This window comes from Leucobacter sp. wl10, assembly GCF_003569785.1.
Taxonomy (GTDB): Bacteria; Actinomycetota; Actinomycetes; order Actinomycetales; family Microbacteriaceae; genus Leucobacter.
On sequence record NZ_KZ983987.1, the window covers coordinates 267,521 to 288,348 of the forward strand.

20 protein-coding genes, 1 other RNA gene and 1 pseudogene are annotated in these 20,828 nt (G+C 67.8%); 13 read left to right on the plus strand and 9 right to left on the minus strand.

Annotated elements, in window-relative coordinates:
• Positions 1–4 precede the first annotated feature (4 nt).
• From D1J51_RS01265 to D1J51_RS01275, 4 genes and pseudogenes are all read right to left on the minus strand, one after another.
• On the minus strand, positions 5–1,204 hold the full coding sequence (locus tag D1J51_RS01265; RefSeq protein ID WP_119073352.1) for an ABC transporter substrate-binding protein: 1,200 nt from the start codon (positions 1,202–1,204) through the stop codon (positions 5–7).
• A 63-nt stretch (positions 1,205–1,267) separates the two neighbouring features.
• Positions 1,268–2,089: an inositol monophosphatase family protein gene (locus D1J51_RS01270; protein WP_119073353.1), complete on the minus strand. Its 822-nt coding sequence runs from the start codon at positions 2,087–2,089 to the stop codon at positions 1,268–1,270.
• A 73-nt stretch (positions 2,090–2,162) separates the two neighbouring features.
• Positions 2,163–2,324, minus strand: a complete 162-nt coding sequence (locus D1J51_RS18275; RefSeq protein WP_371414066.1) for a hypothetical protein — start codon at positions 2,322–2,324, stop codon at positions 2,163–2,165.
• 8 nt (positions 2,325–2,332) lie between these two features.
• Positions 2,333–3,355: pseudogene (locus D1J51_RS01275) on the minus strand (ammonium transporter); the annotation flags it as partial.
• Positions 3,356–3,639: 284 nt separating this feature from the next.
• On the opposite strand from D1J51_RS01275, the gene rpsO reads away from it, so the two are divergent.
• Complete coding sequence (gene rpsO / locus D1J51_RS01280) at positions 3,640–3,909, plus strand: 30S ribosomal protein S15 (protein WP_119073354.1); 270 nt, start codon at positions 3,640–3,642, stop codon at positions 3,907–3,909.
• A 181-nt stretch (positions 3,910–4,090) separates the two neighbouring features.
• On the opposite strand, the gene D1J51_RS01285 is transcribed toward rpsO, so the two are convergent.
• The 3 genes from D1J51_RS01285 to D1J51_RS01295 form a co-directional block, all read right to left on the minus strand.
• Positions 4,091–4,549, minus strand: coding sequence for a hypothetical protein (locus tag D1J51_RS01285; RefSeq protein WP_119073355.1), 459 nt, complete (start codon positions 4,547–4,549; stop codon positions 4,091–4,093).
• A 77-nt stretch (positions 4,550–4,626) separates the two neighbouring features.
• Entirely contained in the window at positions 4,627–6,021 is a 1,395-nt protein-coding gene (locus D1J51_RS01290; RefSeq protein ID WP_119073356.1) for an aspartate aminotransferase family protein, read from the minus strand.
• A gap of 2 nt (positions 6,022–6,023) precedes the next feature.
• The gene (locus D1J51_RS01295) at positions 6,024–6,491 is read right to left on the minus strand and encodes an Lrp/AsnC family transcriptional regulator (protein WP_119073357.1); all 468 of its coding nucleotides are present in this window, start codon (positions 6,489–6,491) and stop codon (positions 6,024–6,026) included.
• Between the two features lie 359 nt (positions 6,492–6,850).
• Between D1J51_RS01295 and D1J51_RS01300 the strand changes: the two genes are divergently transcribed.
• From D1J51_RS01300 to smpB, 8 genes are all read left to right on the plus strand, one after another.
• On the plus strand, positions 6,851–8,056 hold the full coding sequence (locus D1J51_RS01300) for an ABC transporter substrate-binding protein (RefSeq protein ID WP_119073358.1): 1,206 nt from the start codon (positions 6,851–6,853) through the stop codon (positions 8,054–8,056).
• Positions 8,057–8,059: 3 nt separating this feature from the next.
• The gene (locus D1J51_RS01305; RefSeq protein ID WP_119073359.1) at positions 8,060–9,238 is read left to right on the plus strand and encodes an ABC transporter ATP-binding protein; all 1,179 of its coding nucleotides are present in this window, start codon (positions 8,060–8,062) and stop codon (positions 9,236–9,238) included.
• Positions 9,239–9,247: 9 nt separating this feature from the next.
• Positions 9,248–10,108 (plus strand): ABC transporter permease, encoded by an 861-nt coding sequence (locus tag D1J51_RS01310; protein WP_119073360.1) that lies wholly within the window; start codon positions 9,248–9,250, stop codon positions 10,106–10,108.
• On the plus strand, positions 10,105–10,905 hold the full coding sequence (locus D1J51_RS01315; RefSeq protein ID WP_119073361.1) for an ABC transporter permease: 801 nt from the start codon (positions 10,105–10,107) through the stop codon (positions 10,903–10,905). The genes D1J51_RS01310 and D1J51_RS01315 overlap by 4 nt, the downstream gene beginning before the upstream one ends.
• Positions 10,906–10,997: 92 nt before the next feature.
• A complete protein-coding gene (gene prfB / locus D1J51_RS01320; protein WP_119073362.1) occupies positions 10,998–12,107 on the plus strand; it encodes a peptide chain release factor 2 in 1,110 nt (369 codons plus the stop codon).
• Positions 12,108–12,225: 118 nt separating this feature from the next.
• Positions 12,226–13,380, plus strand: a complete 1,155-nt coding sequence (gene ftsE / locus D1J51_RS01325) for a cell division ATP-binding protein FtsE (protein WP_119073363.1) — start codon at positions 12,226–12,228, stop codon at positions 13,378–13,380.
• Positions 13,377–14,291, plus strand: coding sequence for a permease-like cell division protein FtsX (gene ftsX, locus D1J51_RS01330; protein WP_119073364.1), 915 nt, complete (start codon positions 13,377–13,379; stop codon positions 14,289–14,291). The genes ftsE and ftsX overlap by 4 nt, the downstream gene beginning before the upstream one ends.
• A 78-nt stretch (positions 14,292–14,369) precedes the next feature.
• Positions 14,370–14,846, plus strand: coding sequence for an SsrA-binding protein SmpB (smpB, locus tag D1J51_RS01335; protein WP_119073550.1), 477 nt, complete (start codon positions 14,370–14,372; stop codon positions 14,844–14,846).
• Between the two features lie 74 nt (positions 14,847–14,920).
• On the opposite strand, the gene nylB is transcribed toward smpB, so the two are convergent.
• Positions 14,921–16,090, minus strand: coding sequence for a 6-aminohexanoate-dimer hydrolase (nylB, locus tag D1J51_RS01340; protein ID WP_119073365.1), 1,170 nt, complete (start codon positions 16,088–16,090; stop codon positions 14,921–14,923).
• Positions 16,087–17,538 (minus strand): purine-cytosine permease family protein, encoded by a 1,452-nt coding sequence (locus D1J51_RS01345; protein ID WP_240422747.1) that lies wholly within the window; start codon positions 17,536–17,538, stop codon positions 16,087–16,089. Before D1J51_RS01345 ends, nylB begins: the two co-directional genes overlap by 4 nt.
• Before the next feature lie 118 nt (positions 17,539–17,656).
• On the opposite strand from D1J51_RS01345, the gene D1J51_RS01350 reads away from it, so the two are divergent.
• From D1J51_RS01350 to D1J51_RS01365, 4 genes are all read left to right on the plus strand, one after another.
• Positions 17,657–18,289, plus strand: coding sequence for a TetR/AcrR family transcriptional regulator (locus tag D1J51_RS01350; protein ID WP_119073367.1), 633 nt, complete (start codon positions 17,657–17,659; stop codon positions 18,287–18,289).
• 165 nt (positions 18,290–18,454) lie between these two features.
• Positions 18,455–18,826: a transfer-messenger RNA gene (gene ssrA, locus D1J51_RS01355) on the plus strand.
• 481 nt (positions 18,827–19,307) lie between these two features.
• On the plus strand, positions 19,308–20,087 hold the full coding sequence (locus D1J51_RS01360; protein WP_119073368.1) for a CoA transferase subunit A: 780 nt from the start codon (positions 19,308–19,310) through the stop codon (positions 20,085–20,087).
• A 34-nt stretch (positions 20,088–20,121) separates the two neighbouring features.
• Positions 20,122–20,787 (plus strand): CoA transferase subunit B, encoded by a 666-nt coding sequence (locus tag D1J51_RS01365; protein WP_119073369.1) that lies wholly within the window; start codon positions 20,122–20,124, stop codon positions 20,785–20,787.
• The last annotated feature ends 41 nt before the right edge of the window (positions 20,788–20,828 follow it).

The following is a 20,828-nucleotide window of genomic DNA, read 5'->3' on the forward strand; positions in this document are numbered from 1 at the left end:
CGCCTCAGTTGCCGAGCACCTTCTGGAAGGCCTGCGTGTACCGGTTGTCCTCCTCGGCGGTGAGCGAGCGCACGTCGAAGATGCGCTTCGACATCTCCTCGTCCGGGAAGATCAGCGGGTTCTCGGCGAGCTCGGGATTGCGCTCGGCCATCGCCTCCTGCGCGCCCGCGACGGGGCACACGTACTGCACGTACTCGGCGACCTGGGCGGCCACCTCGGGCTCGTAGTAGTAGTCGACGAGCTTGTGCACCTGCTCGAAGGCGCGCGTCGCCTTCGGCATGCAGAACGAGTCGATGAACACCGAGGCGCCCGACTCCGGCACCACGAACTTCCAGATCTCCTCGCCGGCCTCCTCGTTGAGGATCGCGATGTCCCCCGACCAGGCCATCCCGGCCCAGACGGTCTCCTGCTGCAGATCCTGCGTATAGGAGTTGCCCTTCACCGTGGCGACCTGGCCGCTGCCGAGCTGCTCCCTGACGACCTTCAGCGCCGCCTCGAACTCGTCGTCGCCCCAGTCGCCCTCGACGTCGACGCCCTGCTCGAGCATGATGAGACCGAGCGTGTCCTCCTGCTCCGTGAGCAGGCTGACCTTGCCCTTCAGATCGGTCGCCCACAGATCCGACACCTCGCGCACGCCCTTCGGGTAGAGGCGCGCGTTGTAGACGAGACCGGTCATACCCGCCTGGTAAGGGATCGACCAGGTGCGGTCGGGATCGAAGGACGCCTGCCGCACCATGTCGATCATGTTCGCCGAGACGTTCGGCATCAGCTCGCGGTCGAACTGCTTGAGCTGCTGCTGCTCGAGGAGGCGCACGATCGTGGTGTCGGACGGGACGAAGACGTCGTAGCCCGTGTCCTGCCCCAGCTTGAGCTGGTCCTTGATCTTCGCGATGAAGGTCTTGTTGTCGTCGATGTCCTCGAAGTACTCGACGCGGATGTTCGTGCGTTCCATGAACGCGTTGAGCGACGGCCAGTCGCCCGCGGCCTCGTCGTAATCGAGGTAGTAGGTCCAGTTGGCCCAGCGCACGGTGCCGCCGGAGCCGTCGCCCGGCCCGCTCGGCCCGGCGCACGAGGCCAGCGCTCCCGCACCGAGTGCGGCGACTCCGAGGGAGGCTCCCCGCAGCAGCTGGCGGCGGCTCATCCGCGCCGCTCCGGCCCTGCGCACGAGCTCCTGAACGGCGGGATCGGTCGGGTGACGATGCATGTTTCCTCCTTTGGAAACGGTGCCGCTCGGGCGGCGAGGATCCGGGTCCATCCTCACACGGAATCAGCCCCCGAGCACCACCGCGCGCAGTTCTCGCACGAGCCCGGCGTCGCCGGCGAAGAGGAAGGGCTCGCCGGGGGGCGTCGAGTCGTCCCGGCCGAGGAGCGCGGCACCCGCCTCGCGAGCGATGAGAACGCCCGCCGCGTAGTCCCACGGGTTGAGGCCCATCTCGTAGTACGCGTCGAGCCGGCCGGCCGCGACGTTGCAGAGATCCAGAGCGGCTGAGCCGATGCGGCGGATGTCGCGGGCCAGCGGCAGCAGGCGGGACGCCATCTCGGCCTGCTCTGCCCGTCGCTCGGCCGTGTAGCCGAAGCCCGTCCCGACCAGGGCCGTCGCGAGCTCGGTCTTGCCCGACGCCGAGATGGGGGAGCCGTTCAGGCGCGATCCGCCGCCCTCCCACGCCTCGAAGAGCTCGCCCGTGCGCGGGTTGAACACCGCCCCCGCGACGGCTCGGCGCCCGTCGGCGAAGGCGTGAGCGTCGCGCACCGTCGCCGCGATGCTCACCGCGAACGCCGGGATGCCGTACAGGTAGTTGACGGTGCCGTCGATGGGGTCGACGACCCACGTGACGGCGCTCGTGCCCGCGATGCCGGTGCCCTCCTCGCCCAGGACGCCGTCTGCGGGTCGCGCGGCGCGGAGCGCCGATACGATCAGGCGCTCCGCCTCGCGATCGGCCTCGGTCACGATGTCGACGGCGCTCGACTTGCTCGCGGCCACCGTGACCCCCCGGTCCCGCAGCGTTGCGATCAGTTCACCGGTCTGCACCGCGATGTCGGCTGCGAGGCGGGCGAGAGTTCGGGGAGCGGCGTCGACATCGTGGTGCATGGATCGAGCCTACCGCGAGAAGCGCGGGGACCCGCCTGCGCGAGCCCCCGCGCGAGGCTGGAGGAGGGGCCGGTCAGCGGACCGGCGCGGTCACGGGGTCGATCGCGTAGGCCTCCTCGCCGTGTGCGGCGAAGTCGATGCCCTCCTCCTCGACGGTCGGAGGCACTCGGAGCCCCGTGACGAGCTTCACCCCGAGGGCGATGAGCAGCGAGACCACGAAGGAGTAGACCGCCACGGCGACCNGTCGCCGCCCGTGAAGAGGCCGTCGTCGAAGGCGAAGAGACCGAGGTAGAGCGAGCCGATCACGCCGGCCACCAGGTGCAGGCCCACCACGTCGAGCGAGTCGTCGTATCCCAGGCGGTACTTGAGGTCGATGGCGAAGGCGCAGGCGATGCCGGCGATCAGTCCGAGCAGCAGCGCCCAGACGGGCGAGAGGTTCAGCGCCGATGGGGTGATCGCGACCAGGCCGGCGACCGCGCCGGAGGCGGCGCCCACGACGCCGGGCTTCTTATCGCGCATCACGTCGACGACGATCCAGCCGACGATGCCCGCGGCGGGAGCCCCGAGGGTGTTGACCAGGATCAGGCCTGCGTCGGACGCCGTGCCCGCGAGACCCGAGTTGAAGCCGATCCAGCCGAACCACAGCAGGGCGGCGCCGATCGTCACGAGCGGAACGCTGTGGGGCTTGTGCGAGCCGGGGGCGAAACCGAGACGCTTTCCCGCCACGATCGCCAGCGCCAGGGCGGCGGCACCCGCGTTGATGTGGATCACCGTGCCGCCGGCGAGGTCGATGACGTCGGGCGTGCCGAGGGTGCTGCCGAGGTTCTGGATCCAGCCGCCGCCCCAAACCCAGGCCGCGACCGGGAAGTAGACGAGCGTCGCCCAGACGCCCGCGAACAGCACCCAGGATCCGAGACCGACGCGGTCCGCGATCGCGCCCGAGATCAGCGCCGTGGTGATCATCGCGAAGACGGCCCCGAAGCCGACGCCGATGAAGCTCGCCGGATCCGTCTCGATGAGCCCGAAGTCCTTGAACGGGCTGCCGGCCCAGCCGCTCTCGCCGTCCGCGAAATAGTTCATGCTGTAGCCGAACAGGATCCACAGGACCCCGACGACGCCCATCGCGCTGACGCTGAAGAGCATCATGTTGACCACGGAGCGCACGCGCACGAGACCGCCGTAGAAGAGCGCGAGCCCCGGCGTCATGATGAGCACGAGCGCGCTGCTCGCGAGCGTCCACACCTGTGGCGCTGTGATTGCTTCCATGTCTGCTGCCGCCTTTCTCCCGACTCCGCCGGGATAGCTGTCGTGCGACCAGTGTGCGCCGAGGCTGTTTCTGCTCCGTCTCGCCGGAGTTACCCGGTTGTCACATGTGTGTGACGACCGCGTTTCGGGCGGGGCCGGGTGGCGAGCGGCGGCGGGCTCGGCCTCACGAGGGGGAGGCGCCGTGAAGGTGCTAAGATGTACAGGTTGCCGTTCGAACGGCCGCGGATAAAGAGAGCTCCAGCATCCCGCTGACGGCGCCGCGCAGCAAGAGAGAGGGGATCCCTATGGCACTGGATGCAGAGGTCAAGAAGGCGATCATCGAAGAGTACGCGACCAAGCCCGGTGACACCGGTTCCCCCGAGGTGCAGGTCGCGATGCTCACCCAGCGGATCAAGGACCTGACCGAGCACCTCAAGACCCACAAGCACGATCACCACTCGCGCCGCGGTCTGCTGCTGCTCGTCGGTCAGCGTCGCCGCCTCCTGGGATACCTCCAGGACGTCGACATCTCCCGCTACCGCTCGCTCATCGAGCGCCTCGGGCTGCGCCGCTAGCGCCCGCGGTTCGTCGGACGCTGGTCGCCTGACCACTGCGAAACGCCCCGCTTCCTCCTCGCGAGGGACGGGGCGTTTCTGCGTGCGCCGCGCGGATCGCGCGTCGGATCGGATCGGCGCCTTCGGTCCGAGCGGCGACCCCGGTCCGAGCGGCGACCGCCTGAACCGGACGGGACGCTCGTCAGTAGGGGATCACCGAGGCCATCCAGCTCCCGGCCAGGGAGCCGATGATCGAGACGATCGACAGCGAGGCGCAGACGAGCGCGCCGATCGCAGCCCACCGGAAGCGCGGCGCCCTGCGCTGCAGCACCCCGCCGATGGAGAGGCCCAGCGCGGTGATCATCACCAGCAGTTGCGCGGTGGGCAGCATGAACGCTGCGAACGACATCTGTTCGGCGAGGACCGCCTGCCGGTAGATGAGCGGTATCAGGACGTTCAGCAGCGCGGGGAGCGCGACGAGTGCGAGGGCGACGATGCCGAGCACGTTGGCGCGCTGCTGCACCGGCGCGCCGTAGGGCGCGTACTGGGGGGCGTAGAGCGCAGGCTGCTGCGGGAGCTGCTGCTGTGAGAACTCCTGCTGGGGGAACTGCTGCTGCTGCTGCTGCGAAGGGATGGGTGCTTCGGGATCGCGATAGCTCATACCCGAAGCCTAGCGAACCGGGACACGCCGAAGGCCCGCCCTGCCGAAGCAGAGCGGGCCCGATCCGCGGCAGATCCTCAGATCTTGGAGGAGGCGTCCGCCAGCACGCTGCGGAGGATGCCGCCGATCTCCGCGAACTCCGCCGGACCGATGGTCAGCGGGGGAGCGAGCTGGATGACGGGGTCCCCGCGATCGTCGGCGCGGCAGTACAGGCCTGCCTCCCAGAGGGCGGGCGAGAGGTAGTCGCGCAGGAGCCGATCCGACTCCTCCTCGTTGAAGGTCTCCTTGGTGGCCTTGTCCTTGACCAGTTCGATGCCGAAGAAGTACCCCTCACCGCGCACGTCACCGACGACGTCGATGTCGAGCAGCTTCTCGAGCTCCGCGCGGAACAGGGGGCTGTTCTCGCGCACGCGGCCGTTGAGGTCCTCCTCCTCGAAGATGTCGAGGTTGGCGAGGGCGGCGGCGGCGGCGGCCGGGTGACCGGCGAAGGTGAAGCCGTGGTAGAAGGTGTTCTCGGTCGAGTTGAACGGCTCCGACACCTTGTCCGAGACGATCATGGCGCCCAGGGGGACGTAGCCCGAGGTGATGCCCTTGGCCGAGGTGATGATGTCGGGCTCGTAGCCGAGCGCCCTCGAGGCGAAGAAGTCGCCGACGCGCCCGTAGGCGCAGATGACCTCGTCCGAGACGAGCAGCACGTCGTACTGGTCGCAGATCTCGCGCACCCGCTTGAAGTAGCCGGGGGGCGGCGGGAAGCAGCCGCCGGAGTTCTGCACGGGCTCGAGGAACACGGCCGCGACGGTGTCGGGACCCTCGAACAGGATCGCCTCCTCGATGCGGTTGGCGGCCCACTGGCCGAAGGCCTCGAGATCATCCGAAGGGGCGCCCATCTCGTCGGCGCGGTAGAAGTTGGTGTTGGGCACGCGGTGACCACCCGGAGTCAGCGGCTCGTAGAACTTCTTCATATCGGGGATGCCGGTGATGGCGAGCGCGCCCTGGGGGGTGCCGTGGTAGGCGACCGAGCGGGAGATGACCTTGTGCTTCATCGGCTTGCCCTGGATCTTCCAGAAGTGCTTCGCCAGCTTGAACGCCGACTCCACGGCCTCGCCGCCGCCGGTGGTGAAGAACACCTTGTTCATCTCGCCGGGCGCATAGCTCGAGAGGCGCTCGGACAGCTCGATGGCGGCGGGGTGGGCGTACGACCACAGCGGCATGAAGTCGAGCTGCTGCATCTGCTTGGCGGCCGCCTGCACGATGCGCTCGCGGCCGTGGCCGGCGTTGACGACGAACAGGCCCGCGAGGCCGTCGATGTACTGCTTGCCCGCGGCGTCGTAGATGTGGTGGCCCTCGGCGCGCGTGATGACGGGGATGCCGTCGTCGAGCACCTTGCGGTTGGTGAAGTGCGGCCACATGTGGCGCTTGGCCGAGGCCTGGAGCGCGGCGGTGTCCACCGCGGCGGTGGGATCAAAAGACATGGTTATCGTGTTCCCCAGTCGTATTTCTGTTTGGTGAGTTGGAGGTAGACGAAGGTCTCGGTCGACGCGACGCCGTCGATCCCGCGGATCTTCTCGTTCAGCAGCTCGATGAGCCCCTCGTCGTCCTCGCAGACGACCTCCACCAGGATGTCGAAGGAGCCTGCGCTGAGTACGACATAGCTGCACTCCGGCATCTCTGCGAGGCGATCGGCGACGACCCTGGTGTCACCGGAAACGCGGATGCCGAGCATCGCTTGTCGGCTGAAGCCGAGTCGCATCGGGTCCGTCACGGCAACGATCTGCATGACCCCGGCATCTGTGAGCTTCTGCACGCGCTGGCGCACGGCGGCCTCGCTGAGGCCGACCGCCTTGCCGATCTCCGCGTACGAACGGCGGCCATCTCGCTGGAGTTGCTCGATGATCGCCTTCGACGTGGTGTCGAGCGCCGGTGTGGTGCGTTTGCTGCTCACGCAACTGATTCTCGCAGTGAAGCTGGGAAAAAGCAAAGGAATCCGAAGAATCCATCGGCGATTTCAATCAATCTCCGTGCTCCGGGCCGGAATGGAAGACGCTTGTCGCGCGGGACGGGATCACGGCCCGGCGACCGGAGCGCAGCATTCGGAACGGGTGGCGGAAGGGACGATCCGCCACCAGATCCGCTGGAGGTCACCGCGGAAAATAACTGTTCCGTGAAGAATTCGCGTCGGCGGGGTGCGCGAGTGGCGTGTTTTCCCACATCTGTGCCATAGTTTCGATGCACAGAACCGGCGATGCGGCCGCTCGCGCCCATCTCGGCATCCGGAGCAGTGAGAACCAAAGGAGATATCTCATGGCACGCCAGCCCGAAGATCCGATCGTCCGCAGCATCGTCGACGTGATTCGCGGCGCCCAACTCAGCCGGCGCCAGCTGCTCCGCGGTGCGGCGGTGGGCGCCGCGGGTGCGGGCACGCTCGCGCTCGCCTCGTGCGCCGGCGGCTCTGGCGCCGGCGGCTCTGGCGGCGGCGCCATCGTCTGGGGCAACTGGACGTACTACCTCGACTACGACAATTCGACCGGCGACTATCCCACGCTCGAAGCCTTCAAGAAGCAGGCCGGTTTCAACGTCGACTACCTCGAGGACATCGACGACAACAACACCTTCTACGGCAAGATCAAGGACCAGCTGCAGCTCGGCCAGCACACCGGCTACGACGTGATCACCTTCACCGACTGGATGAACGGGCGCCTCATCCAGGCCGAGCAGGTGCAGGAGTTCGACTACGCGAACCTGCCCAACGTCGAGGCGAACCTCGTCGACGCGCAGCGGGACGCCCTCGACGTGGATCCGGGTCGCAAGTTCTCGATCCCGTGGCAGTTGCCGGCCTCCGGGTGGGTGTGGAACACGGCGGCGGTGCCGAAGGGCATCAAGACTCTCGACGACTTCCTCCGCCCCGACCTCAAGGGCAAGGTCGTGGTGCTGAGCGAGCTGCGCGACACGATGGGCATGATCCTCGCCGGCCTCGGCTACGATCCCGCGGGCGGGTGGGGCGACAAGGAGTTCGACGAGGCGCTGGCGTGGCTCGACGACGCCCTGCAGAGCGGCCAGATCGGCAACGTGAAGGGCAACAGCTACACGCAGGACCTCATCACCGGCGACGCGCTGGCGGCCATGGCGTGGACGGGCGACGTCATCACGCTCAACGCCGAGAACGACAACCAGTGGACGCTCGAGATCCCCGAGTCGGGCGGCATGATCGCGTCCGACTCCTTCACGGTTCCGAACGGCACCTCGGCCGAGGCGAAGAAGAAGGTCGAGCAGATGATCGACTACTACTACGACCCGGAGGTCATGGCGCAGGTCGCCGACTACGTCACCTTCGTCCCCCCGGTGAAGGGCACGCAGGAGGCGATGGCGAAGGTCAACCCCGACAACGTCGACAACCCGCTCATCTTCCCGACCGAGCAGGACTGGAAGCGCCTGCGCTCCTTCCGCACCCTCACCGCCGAAGAGGACAAGAGGTACTCCACGGCATTCCAGAACGTGCTGGGGCTGTAGATCATGGCGGATAACTCGTTCGCCGCCTCGGGCGCGGATCTCGAACTGGTCGGGATCCAGAAGCGCTTCCCCGGCTTCACCGCCGTCGAAGCCCTCGACCTCACTATCCCCGCTGGCTCGTTCTTCGCGCTGCTCGGACCGTCGGGCTGCGGGAAGACGACGACGCTGCGGCTCGTCGCCGGGCTCGAGGATCCCACGCAGGGCAAGATCCTCATCGGCGGCAAGGACGTGAGCGGCCTGAAGCCGCACAGGCGTCCCGTCAACACCGTCTTCCAGTCGTACGCGCTCTTCCCGCACATGACGATTCTCGAGAACGTGGCCTTCGGGCTGCGGCGCCGCAGGATCGGCGATCCCGTGGGCAAGGCGCACGAGGCGCTGCGGCTGGTGGAGCTCGACCACATGGCGGACCGCAAGCCGGCTCAGCTGTCGGGAGGTCAGCAGCAGCGCGTCGCGCTGGCCCGCGCGGTCGTGAACCGCCCGGCGCTGCTCCTGCTCGACGAGCCCCTCGGCGCGCTCGATCTCAAACTGCGCCGGCAGATGCAGCAGGAGCTGAAGCAGATCCAGCAGGAGGTGGGACTGACCTTCCTGCACGTCACGCACGATCAGGAGGAGGCCATGACCATGGCCGACACGGTCGCCGTCATGAACCGGGGCCGCATCGAGCAGATGGGCGCCCCGGAGGAGCTGTACGAACTCCCCAGGACGGTGTTCGTGGCCAACTTCCTGGGCCAGTCGAACCTGTTCCAGGTGGAGGTCGCGGGGAGCACCGACCAGGTGCTGCGCACCGATTTCAACGGCGTGCCCATCTCGGTGCCGCGTGCGCGCAGCGCGCGCGACGGCGGTTCGATCACCATCGGCGTGCGCCCGGAGAAGCTGACCCTCTCGAAGACCCCTCTGGCAGCCGACGCGTCGACCAACGCGGTCGGGCCGGGCCGCATCGTCGACGTCTCGTTCATCGGTGTGAGCACGCAGTACACGGTCGAGCTGCCCGGCGCGGGACCCGTGCAGGTGTTCGCGCAGAATCTCCAGGCCGGCCCCACCGCAGCCCTCGGCGACGAGGTGTGGCTGAGCTGGCACATCGAGCACACCTTCGGGCTCGCCGACGACCGACTCGAGACGGGGGCCCTCACCGCCGATTTCTCGACCCGGGCGATCGCGGCCCAGGCGGCCCACGCGGAGTAGGAGGCGACCATGGCAATCACCGCCTTCTCCGCTGCCGCGAAGGTCGTCGAACAGGCTCCGCGCAAGCGGGGCTGGGTCGCCCTGCTGCTGCTGGCGCCGGGCATCGCGTACATGCTGCTCTTCTTCGTGGCGCCCTTCATCCAGCTGGTGATCACCTCGCTGCAGGCGCCGGCCGATACCGGGGGCATCGGGCAGTACGTCGCCGCGATGCAGTTCTCCAATTACTGGGCCGCGATCCAGGAGTACTGGCCGCACCTGCTGCGCTCCTTCGTCTACGCGCTGACCGCGACCGTCATCGGCCTCGTGATCAGTTATCCGCTCGCCTACCTCATCGGCGTGAAGGTGCGGTCGAAGCCGATGCTGCAGGGGATCCTGCTGATCCTCGTCGTCGCGCCGTTCTTCATCAGCTTCCTGCTGCGCACGCTCGCCTGGAAGTCGATCCTGCCGAACGAGCTGATAGGCACCCACTTCTCGGTCATCTTCGGCCTCGTGTACAACTTCATCCCGTTCATGGTGCTCCCCATGTTCTCGTCGCTGCAGGCGCTCGACCTGCGCCTGCTCGAGGCGGGGTCGGATCTCTACGCCTCGCCCGTGACCACGTTCCGCAGGGTCACGCTGCCGCTGTCGATGCCGGGCGTCGTGTCGGGCACGCTGCTGAGCTTCATCCCGATGTCCGGCGACTACGTGAACGCGTCGAGGGAGTTCCTGGGCGGCACCTCGACCACCATGATCGGCAACGTCATCGAGTCGAACTTCTTGCAGACGCAGAACTATCCGATGGCGGCGGTCCTCTCGATCCTTCTCATGGTGATCATCCTGGTGATCGTCGCGAGCTACGTGCGCAAGAGCGGGGCGGAGGATCTGCTGTGAAGAACTTCAGCCTCGGAAAGGCCTTCGTGCCGGTCGTCGGCGCGATCGCGCTCATCTATCTGCTGCTGCCGATCGCCCACGTCATCGTGTTCTCGTTCAACGACGCCGGTCGCAACAACATCATCTGGCGCGGCTTCACGCTCGACAACTGGCAGAACCCGTGCGGCGCGCCGCAGGTGTGCACCGCCTTCGGCAACAGCGTGCTGGTCGGCGTCGTCGCCACGGTGATCGCGACCGTCCTCGGAACGATGATCGCGATCGCGCTGGTGCGCTACCGGTTCAGGGGGCGCTCGACGGTCAGCCTGCTGCTGTTCACCCCGATGGCGACCCCCGAGGTGGTGCTGGGCGCGGGCCTCGCGGCGCAGTTCCTGCTCGCGGGCGTGGAGAAGGGCCTCGGCACGGTCATCCTCGCGCACACGATGTTCTGCATCTCGTACGTGGTGGTGGCGGTGAAGGCGCGGGTGGCGAGCCTCGATCCGGCGATCGAGGAGGCGGGACGCGACCTCTACGCCTCGCCCGGCCAGGTGTTCTGGCGCATCACCCTGCCCATGCTGATGCCGGGGATCATCGGCGCCGCGCTGCTGAGCTTCGCGCTGTCGTTCGACGACTTCATCATCACGAACTTCAACTCGGGCACCGCCACGACGTTCCCCAAGTTCATCTACGTCTCGGCGCTGAAGGGCGTTCCGGCGCAGGCGAACGTGCTGGCCTCGATCGTCTTCGTGGGTGCGCTGCTGCTGGTGATCATCGTGCAGGTGATGCGCATCAACAAGCAGAAGCGGCTCGCCAGGGCCTGACCCGTCGCCGGGTCGCCCCGCGCACCGACGGGTGGGCGGGGCGACCGTTTCCGGGCGCGATGGTGAGGGGGCGAAAGGTAAGCTAGGGGATCATGCTCGATCTTGACTTCAGTGCACGCATCCGCGCGATCCGCTCCACCTACGCCGACATCGCGGCGGTGACGGACCTGCCGAAGCTCGATCGCGAGATCGCCGAACTCGAGCAGCAGGCCGCCGCCCCTGACCTGTGGGATGATCCCGCGGCCGCGCAGAAGGTGACGAGCGGCCTGTCTCACCGCCAGGCGCGGGTGAAGCGCCTGCGAGCCGTCGAGCAGCGCATCGACGACCTCGAGGTGCTCGTGGAGCTGGCTCAGGAGGCCGACGACGCCGACTCCGAGGCCGAGGCCGCCGCCGAACTCGCCGCGATCGAGGCGGTGGTCCAGGATCTCGAGGTGCAGACCATGCTGTCGGGCGAGTACGACGAGCGCGCCGCGGTCGTCACGATCCGGTCGGGCGCGGGCGGCGACGACGCGACCGACTTCGCGGAGATGCTGCTGCGCATGTATCTGCGCTGGGCCGAGCAGCACGACTACCCGACGAAGATGCTCGACACCTCGTACGCCGAGGGCGCCGGCATCAAGTCGGCCACCTTCGAGATCGACGCGCCGTACGCCTTCGGCACGCTGTCGGTCGAGGCGGGCACGCACCGTCTCGCGCGCATCAGCCCCTTCGGCTCGGCCGACAAGCGCCAGACCAGCTTCGCGGGCGTCGAGGTCATCCCGCTGCTCGAAGAGGCGACCGAGGTCGACGTGCCCGAGACCGACATCCGCGTCGACGTCTACCGCTCGAGCGGCCCCGGCGGCCAGTCGGTCAACACGACCGACTCGGCGGTGCGCATCACGCACCTGCCCACGGGCATCGTGGTGTCGATGCAGAACGAGAAGAGCCAGATCCAGAATCGCGCCGCCGCGATGCGCGTGCTGCAGACCCGCCTCCTCCTGCTGCAGCGCGAGGAGGAGGCCGCCAAGAAGAAGGAGCTCGCGGGCTCGATCACCGCGAGTTGGGGCGACCAGATCCGCTCCTACTTCCTCTACGGGCAGCAGCTCGTGAAGGATCTGCGCACCGGCCACGAGTCTTCCCAGCCCGACACGGTGTTCAACGGCGACCTCGACGGCTTCATCGCGGCGGGCATCCGCTGGCGCTCGCTGTCGAAGGATCAGTAGCGCGGCATCGGCGCTCTCACTCGCGGCGCGCGGATCCTGCGATTTCGCGCAGAATGACGGCCGCCGCACCGCGCGCCTGCGCACCCACCCAGGTCGCGGGGCGTATTGTCGAGGCGTCATGATCCTCTTCGAGAACGTCACCAAGAAGTACCGGGGCACCGCGAAACCGGCGCTCGACAGCGTCGACCTCAAGGTCGACCGCGGCGAGTTCGTGTTCATCGTGGGCGCCTCCGGCTCGGGCAAGTCGAGCTGCCTGCGGCTGATCCTGCGCGAGGATCAGCCGAGCGTCGGCAAGATCCACGTGCTGGGGCAGGACCTCAGCAAGATCTCCTCCCGCAAGGTCCCCTATTTCCGCCGCAACCTCGGCACCGTGTTCCAGGACTTCCGGTTGCTCACGAACAAGACGGTCTACGACAACGTGGCCTTCACGCTCCAGGTGATCGGCAAGTCGCGCGGCTTCATCCAGGAGGCCGTGCCCGACACGCTCGAACTCGTGGGGCTCGGCAACAAGGGCAAGCGCTTCCCGCACGAGCTCTCGGGCGGCGAGCAGCAGCGCGTCGCCATCGCGCGCGCCATCGTCAACAAGCCGGCGATCCTGCTCGCCGATGAGCCGACGGGCAATCTCGATCCCGCCACCAGCCTCGGGATCATGCAGCTGCTGCGCGCCATCAACGCCGCGGGCACCACCGTGGTCATGGCCACGCACGAGGCCGCGTTCGTCGACATCATGCAGCAGCGCGTGGTGGAGCTCTCGCAGGGCATCGTCGTGCGCGACGAGGTGGGCGGCGGCTACGGCGAGACCGCCTCGATCCCGATGACCGACCTCTCAGCCGAGGGCGTGCAGGTGCTGCGCACCACCGAGGCCGTGGTGCGGGCGGCGCTCGCGCCGGACGAGACCCCCGAGACCGAGCACGCCGAGACGATCGAGGCCGCCGCCGCTGCCGAGGTGCTGGGGGCGGAGGAGCCCGCAACCGACACCGCGCCGGTGGAGAGGCCGCAGTCGCAGCCCGTCGGCCCCGAAGCAGAGCAGGCCGATCCGCCCCGGCGGGAGGCCTCCGTGTTCGAGGAGCCGCACCCGTTCGGCGAGGAAGACGCGGACATGGACGACGACGAGACCGTCCGGTCCGGCGGACCGCAGGCGCGCCGCATCCCGGACTTTCTCGACCCGGGGCGCCCGGATCCCGTGCAGATGTCGGAGACCGGCAACCTGGCCGAGCACCTCGGCCTGAGACGCAAGGACGATGATCAGACGGATGTGGGGCCGGTGCGATGAGGGCGGGACTGGTGTTCGGCGAGGTCTGGAACGGCCTGCGACGCAACATGTCGGTGGTCATCTCGGTGGTGCTGGTGACCTTCGTGTCGCTCACCTTCGTGGGCGCGGCGATTCTGATGCAGCTGCAGATCCAGCAGATGAAGACCTTCTGGTACGACCGGGCCCAGGTGGCCATCTACCTCTGCACCAGCTACGACGAGAGCGCGACCTGCTCGGGCGCGGACGCGGGTGAGAACGAGATCGCCGCGGTCGAGGACGCGCTGCAGTCGGACACGCTGAAGCCGTACATCGAAGACTTCTTCTTCGTGACGCACGAGCAGGCCTACAAGGAGTTCACCCAGCAGTTCGCGGGCAACCCGATCGTCGACATCACGAAACCCGACCAGCTCAACCAGACCTTCTGGGTCAAGCTCGGGGACCCGTCGCGCTCCGACATCATCACCGAGACCTTCGCGGGCATTCCCGGCGTGCAGAGCGTCTCGGATCAACGTAGCCTGCTCGACCGCATCTTCCTCTTCCTCGGCGTCGCCAGCTACACCGCGATCGCCATCGCGGGGCTCATGCTCGTCGCGGCCATGCTGCTCATCTCGACCACCATCCGGCTCTCGGCGTTCTCGCGCCGTCGCGAGATCGGCATCATGCGCCTCGTCGGCGCCTCGAACCGCTTCATCCAGACGCCGTTCATCCTCGAGGGGATCATCGCCGCACTCGTCGGCGCCGTGCTGGCGAGCGCGGCCTCAGTGGCGATCGTGCGGTTCTTCGTGCAGGGCTTCCTCGCGAGAGAGGTGCCGTTCACGAGCTATATCACGGTGGAGGAGTCGCTCGTCGTCCCGCCGATCCTGCTGCTCGTGGGCGTGGTGCTCTCCGCGGTCGCGGCGAAGATCGCCATCACGCGGTACCTGCGGGTCTGAGCGCGGCGTTGCGGTAGGCTGGGTCGTCGCGCGTGAGCGCGGATCCCGAACCACCCGAGCCGCAGAGAGGACGTGAGCATGCCCAGGGAGACCGGCGAGAAGCTGATCGCCTCCAACAAGAAGGCGCGTCACGAGTACCTCATCATCGACACCTACGAGGCGGGCCTGGTGCTCACCGGCAGCGAGGTGAAGTCGCTGCGCATGGGCCGGGCCTCGCTCGTCGACGGCTACGTGTTCATCGAGCGCGGCGAGGCCTGGCTCGACGCGGTGTACATCCCCGAGTACCTCAACGGCTCGTGGACGAACCACGCCCCGCGCCGCAAGCGCAAGCTGCTGCTGCACCGCCAGCAGATCGACAAGCTCTACCAGAAGACCCGCGAGGGCGGCATGACGATCGTGCCGCTGCGCCTGTACTTCCTCGACGGCCGCGCCAAGGTCGAGATCGCCCTCGCGAAGGGCAAGAGGGAGTACGACAAGCGCCAGACCCTCCGTGAGCGGCAGGACAGGCGCGAGGCCGAGCGGGCCATGCGCAGCCGCAACCGGCTGGGGGAGTAGCGCCCGGGGAACCGCCCGTTTCGGGGCGGTTCCGCGCCGTCGCTCCGAGCGGCTCTGCCCGAACGGAATCGCCCCTAGACCGCGTCGAGCGCGCGGCTGACGTCCAGCAGGATGCCGTTCTGCAGACCGTGCCAGTGCGCGGTGTCGGGATCCGGCCACGACGAGAGCTTGACGACGACGGAGTCGGTGGGCGGATCGAGCCAGAGATTCTGGCCGTGGATGCCGATCCCGCTCACGTTGCCCCGCTCATCGCCCGTGCACCACCACTGGCGGGTGTAGCTGCCGTTCGGGAAGGCGCTCGTGAAACCGGGATCCGTCATCGCCGCTCGCGAGCCGCCCGCCATGACGCCGCGCACCCACGCCTCGGAGACGACCCGCCCGCCGGGCGCGACCCCGCCGTCGAGCATCATGCGGCCCACGCGCGCGAGGTCCCGCGCCGTGCACGAGACGCCGGCGTTCGCGAAGCCGAAGCCCGTTCTGTCGACGGTGATGGTGGCGTCGCGGTCGGCGTCGAGCTTCGCCCAGAGGTAGACCGAGAGCGCCTCGGCGTAGCGCAGACCCGAGACGCGCTCGATGATCCAGGCGAGCACGTCGGTGTTGGCGGAGCAGTACTGGAACTCGCCCGTGCGGCCATCGCCCCGCAGGGAGGCAAGGAACTCGTAGTCGTTCTCGGGGTCGCCGTCGCGGCGGGATCGCCAGCCGGCGGAGCGGTCGTGCGTCTGCACCTCGGAGCCGGGATCGACGTAGTCCTCGCTGTAGTCGACCGAGATCTCCATGTCGAGCAGCTGCTGCAGCGTGGGCCCGTCATAGGCGGACCCCGCCAGCTCGGGCACGTGGCGTGTGATCGGTTGCTCCGGATCGATCAGTCCCTGCTCGACGAGCGCCCCGAACACCGTGCCGCAGAGCGACTTTGAGACGCTCATCAGCAGGTGCCGATCGTCGGGCGCGAAGCCCGGGCGGTAGTACTCGGCGATCACCTCCGAGCCGCGCAGCACGAGGAACGCGTCGGTGCACGACTGCTCCAGGCGCTGCTCGAGGCCGGGCAGGCGCGGCTCGAGCACGTCGAGGCGCACCGTGGCCGAGTAAGGGGCCGCAGGGGAGCGGCGCGAGACGGTTGCCGTCGGCACGAGCTCGCCCAGGTGGGAGAACGCCCAGCGATTGTCGGGCGCCTCCTGCCAGCTGTCGAGGGTCGGCCTCCCCCTCCCGGCGCCGGGGTAGCGGTCGGGGTGGGGGCCGGTGCTCACAGCCCCGCCTGCTCCCGGACGCGACGCCTCGCGAGTACCGCGTAGACCACGACCGAGACGAGCATGCCGACCGGGACCGAGAGGTCGACGTAGCCGAGGGCGACGCCGAGGGGCCCCGTCCACACGTCGGTCGCGAGGAAGAGCGCCGTGGCGACGCCGCCGGCGACGACCGAGGCGAGGCCCGACAGGCTGAAGCCGCCGTGGTACCAGAACTTCGCGCCCGGCCGCTCGTCGAAGAGATCGAGGCCCTCGTAGCGGTTGCGGCGCAGCACGATGTCGGCGACGTACACCGCCATGGTCGGCGCCGAGATGATGAGCAGGAACTGCAGCATCAGGTTCACGGCGGCGATGAGGTTCGTCGACATCACGAGGAAGAGGGTGAAGGCCGTGCCGAGCACGCCGATGAGGACGGCCGAGGGGATGCGGCGGATCGGCACGCCGATCGACTGGAAGGCCATGCTGGCGGTGTAGGTGGTCATGCCGTTGAGGGCGACCGTGTTGACGATGACGCCGATGACGAAGATGGGGCCGAGCCAGGCGGGGAGCATGTCGAGCAGCGCGTACTCGATGCCGATGTCGAGCGCCTCGGGCGAGACGACGCTGCCGAGCAGCGCGCCGACGATGGTGAAGAACGCCGCCGGGATCGCCCCGCCGAGCGCGGTGGCCGCGACGACGTGCGAGGACTTGGCGGTGCGGGGGAGGTAACGGGCCATGTCGGCGCTGTTCGAGAAGGAGAGCGGGCTCGAGGCGAGGATGGCGAAGGCCACGGTGAGGCTCGACCACAGGGCGGCCCCCTGGAGCGGCTCCGGCTGGGTGAAGTTCCAGTCGACCGTGGGCAGGATGAAGCCGGTGACGACGAGGAAGATGAGCAGCAGCACCACGGTCAGGGCCGTGTAGGCCTTGAGGATCAGTGCGTGACCGTAGACCGCCGTGAGCACCGTGACGACGGAGACGACGACCGTGACGACGATGATCGAGAGGGTCTGGTTCTCGACACCCATGCGCGTGAGGAGCTCGGCCCCCATGAACGAGGAGGCGACCCAGTTGAGGGCCAGGAAGACGCCGGAGATGAACCAGCCGTAGAAGGCGATGACGATCTTGTTGCCGCGGAAGCCGTAGATGGCGCGCTGGATCACGGATCCCGAGGTGCCGGCCGCCGGTCCGCTGACGGCGACGATGCCGGGGAACACCCAGAGCAGGGACACCGCGAGCACCACGAGCACGGCCTGCCAGATCTCGAGGCCGAGCACCGCGGTGAAGGAGGCGCCGATGGTGAAGTTGAGCACGCTCACCATGGTCGCCGCCCAGACCGCGAAGAGGTCGCGGGGCCTGCCGTGGCGCTCGGACTCGTCGATGAGTTCGATGCCGCGCGTCTCCGGCTGCGTCGCGACGTCGACGAAGCCCTCGGGATCGTGCGGCGCGGGATCGGAATGGGCGGGTGCGGTCACGGGCGGTTCCTCTCGGCGGAGCCCCGAGCATCGTCGTCGGGCGGCATGCCGAGCAGCGCTGCTATTGGTCATGAGGCCAATGGGCTCTATTGGTCACTAATCCAATAGGATGAATGCCATGGTGTCAAGCGAGGGAGCCGGTCGGGTGCGCAAGCAGCCCGAGGAGCGCCGGGCCGAGATCCTCGCCGAGGCATCGCGGATCGCCCTCGAGGAAGGGCTCGAGCGCATCACCCTGCGTGCCGTCGCCGATCGGCTCGGCGTGCGCCCCGGCCTGATCAGCCACTACTTCCCGGCCGCCGAGGACCTGGTGATCGCCGCTTTTCTGGGAGCGGTCTCCGGGGAGCGGAAGCGGCTGCAGACGGGGGCGGGGGAGCCGCTCTACCGCATGGCGGCGTTCGTGCGCCGGGTGCAGGTCGACTCGATCGAACTCTCGCGGCTCTGGCTCAACGCGAGGCATCTCGCCCGTTTCACGCCAGCGCTCGCCGACGCCATCGAAGCGCAGGAGGCTCTCGACCGGGACCACCTGACCTCGCTCATCGAGGAGGGGCGGGCCGCCGGGGTGTTCGCGGTGGAGGATCCGTTCGCCGCGTGCGTGCGGATCCTCATGGCGGTCGACGGTTTCGGCGCCTACGCCAACAACCCGGCCCCGTTCGAGTACGACTCTTATCTGCACTTCGTGGAGGACGTGTGCGAGTGGGCGCTCGGGATCGAGCCCGGCGCGCTTCGCGCCGCGGTCGACTCCGCCGGCTGAACGCGCCCCGCGGGCCGGGCTCGCGTGAAGCCGCCGTCGGGTGCGGGGTGTTCCGTTACCGGTCGCGAGATGCTATCCTGTAAGGCCGGGTTCGATCCCGGGTTGACAATTCCACAGCGCGCGATGCGAATGTCCCCCAGGCTGCGCCGATGAGGCGCACCGCACGGGGCCGATCGGTTTCGACACGTCGATTTGAGACTGTGAGAAGCGGGCCGAGGACGCGGAGTTATCTCGTAAACGCCCTTCGCAAACCATAGGTGCCAACGCTAAGCGCACCGACTTCGCTCTCGCTGCCTAAGCACGAGACCGAGTCCGTCAGGTCGGGTGGGCCTCCGCCCCGGTTTCCTGGCGTCATCTAGGAGGCTTGCTGGTGCGTCGCGTCTCAGGGCGCACCGGGACTTGCACTGAGGCTGGGCCTGTCATCCTAGGTGTTCGTGACAAAGGATGGGGCCGAGTAGAACGCCTGCACGAACTACGCTCGTAGAAGGCACGGAATCGTCGAAGTGGACCGGGGTTCGATTCCCCGCGGCTCCACCATGGGAGGCTTGTCAGAAACGGGACCCACTGCGGTGCCGAAGAACAGGTTCCCATACAGGGCCTTCGCATCACGCGCGCAGTCATCACCGAAGAGGCCGTCCACCTGGACGGCCTCTTCGGTTTGAGCGGGGAAGGCCCGAGCGCGAGCCGAACGGCCGCGTCGAGCGATTCGTGAACGCGCGGCCGGTCCTCGGGAGGCGATGCGGATCGCGTCGAAGAACCGCCCGGTCGGGTCGATGCATCCACCCCCGTGGCGGCCGAGGGCGCGTTGGAGGACGGGCCCGCGCTTTCTGCCGTGTCCGGCTCGCCACCCGCGGCAGCCCCGATCCGCCTGGCCGGCGTCTGGTCACGCTTCACTTTGCATATATTGCAAATTTTGCGCGTGAAGTCCGCGCTTCCTCATAGTGACCCCTCGCGCCCGTCCTCCCTATCTTCGTCTCAAGCACAATCAATGACGAATATGCAAGGGAGCATCCTTCGAATGGACAAGGTGTACGCATCGGCATCCGAGGTCGTGGCAGACGTTCCATCAGGGGCATCGATAGCAGTGGGTGGATTCGGCCTCGTCGGAGTTCCGGTTACACTGATCCGCGCGATTCGTGACCTGGGTTCCAAAGACCTGGAGGTCGTCTCCAACAACTGCGGTGTCGACGGGTGGGGACTGGGAGAGATTCTCAGCACGGGGCAGATCTCGAGGATGATCGCCTCCTACGTGGGCGAGAACCATGAGTTCGCCCGGCGGTACCTCGGGGGTGAACTCGAGCTGGAGTTCACGCCGCAGGGCACCCTCGCGGAGCGCATGCGTTGCGGCGGAGCAGGGATTCCCGGTTTCTACACCGCCTCCGGGGTAGGCACCGTGATGGCCGACGGAGGCCTTCCCTGGAAGTACGACTCCACAGGGAAGGTGCTCGTCGAATCCCCCGCCAAGGAGACCCGTCGGTTCGACCGCTTCGGCGAAGGCCTGCAGTATGTGCTCGAGGAGGCGATCGTGACCGACTTCTCCCTCGTTCGCGCCTCCAAGGGAGACCGGTACGGGAATCTCGTTTTCAAGAAGGGGGAGCGCGCTTTCAGCCACGTCGTCGCCACCTGCGGTCGCGTCACCATCGCCGAAGTCGAGGAGCTGGTCGAGCCGGGCGAGATCGATCCCGACGACGTCGACATCCCCGGCATCTTCGTTCATCGCGTCATCGTCCAGACCGAGGAGGTCAGGAACGAGCTTCCCATCGAGAAGCGCATGACCCGACCGCGCGAAGCGGCCTAACGACGACGTTCACCGACAGAATCCGGAGACCATCATGACTTGGACAAGAAACGACATGGCTGCCCGCGCGGCACTCGAACTGCCCGAGGGCGGCTACGTGAATCTCGGCATCGGGCTGCCGACGCTCATTCCCAACCACCTTCCCGAGGGACGCGAAATCATCATGCATTCGGAGAACGGCATCCTCGGCGTCGGACCGTACCCCTACGAAGGGGAGGAAGACCCCAAGCTCATCAACGCCGGAAAAGAGACGGTGACCGTCATCCCGGGCGCCGCCTTCTTCGACTCCTCCATGAGCTTCGGCATGGCTCGCGGCGGAAAGCTCGACGTCACGGTGCTCGGAGGCATGCAGGTATCCGCTCACGGCGATCTTGCGAATTGGACAGTGCCGGGCAAGATGATCAAGGGGCCCGGGGGTGCGATGGACCTCGTGCACGGCGCGAAGCGGGTCATCGTGCTCATGGAGCACCTCACGAAGGACGGTGAACAGCGCGTGCTCGAGGAGTGCACGCTGCCGCTCACCGGGGCCGGCGTCGTTTCCATGATCATCACGAGCTACGGCGTGATGGACGTGACCGATGACGGGCTCGTCCTGCGCGAGGTCGCCGACGGTCTCACCGTCGACGAGGTCGTCGCCGCGACCGGGGCGCCTCTCATCGTCGATGCCGAGCTCCGAGTACTGGAGGGTGCCGCGGTATGAGGAACGCGGCTATCGTCGGCGCCTTCGAACTCCCTCCTCAG

Excerpts from the sequence above, each read along its gene's own strand:
- D1J51_RS01365 (WP_119073369.1), top strand. The coding sequence starts at position 20,122 with ATGACTTGGACAAGAAACGACATGGCTGCCCGCGCGGCACTCGAACTG.
- D1J51_RS01290 (WP_119073356.1), bottom strand. The coding sequence starts at position 6,021 with ATGTCTTTTGATCCCACCGCCGCGGTGGACACCGCCGCGCTCCAGGCC.
- D1J51_RS01310 (WP_119073360.1), top strand. The coding sequence starts at position 9,248 with ATGGCAATCACCGCCTTCTCCGCTGCCGCGAAGGTCGTCGAACAGGCT.
- ftsX (WP_119073364.1), top strand. The coding sequence starts at position 13,377 with ATGAGGGCGGGACTGGTGTTCGGCGAGGTCTGGAACGGCCTGCGACGC.
- smpB (WP_119073550.1), top strand. The coding sequence starts at position 14,370 with ATGCCCAGGGAGACCGGCGAGAAGCTGATCGCCTCCAACAAGAAGGCG.
- D1J51_RS01300 (WP_119073358.1), top strand. The coding sequence starts at position 6,851 with ATGGCACGCCAGCCCGAAGATCCGATCGTCCGCAGCATCGTCGACGTG.
- prfB (WP_119073362.1), top strand. The coding sequence starts at position 10,998 with ATGCTCGATCTTGACTTCAGTGCACGCATCCGCGCGATCCGCTCCACC.
- D1J51_RS01350 (WP_119073367.1), top strand. The coding sequence starts at position 17,657 with ATGGTGTCAAGCGAGGGAGCCGGTCGGGTGCGCAAGCAGCCCGAGGAG.
- D1J51_RS01360 (WP_119073368.1), top strand. The coding sequence starts at position 19,308 with ATGGACAAGGTGTACGCATCGGCATCCGAGGTCGTGGCAGACGTTCCA.
- D1J51_RS01305 (WP_119073359.1), top strand. The coding sequence starts at position 8,060 with ATGGCGGATAACTCGTTCGCCGCCTCGGGCGCGGATCTCGAACTGGTC.
- ftsE (WP_119073363.1), top strand. The coding sequence starts at position 12,226 with ATGATCCTCTTCGAGAACGTCACCAAGAAGTACCGGGGCACCGCGAAA.
- rpsO (WP_119073354.1), top strand. The coding sequence starts at position 3,640 with ATGGCACTGGATGCAGAGGTCAAGAAGGCGATCATCGAAGAGTACGCG.
- D1J51_RS01285 (WP_119073355.1), bottom strand. The coding sequence starts at position 4,549 with ATGAGCTATCGCGATCCCGAAGCACCCATCCCTTCGCAGCAGCAGCAG.
- D1J51_RS01265 (WP_119073352.1), bottom strand. The coding sequence starts at position 1,204 with ATGCATCGTCACCCGACCGATCCCGCCGTTCAGGAGCTCGTGCGCAGG.
- D1J51_RS01270 (WP_119073353.1), bottom strand. The coding sequence starts at position 2,089 with ATGCACCACGATGTCGACGCCGCTCCCCGAACTCTCGCCCGCCTCGCA.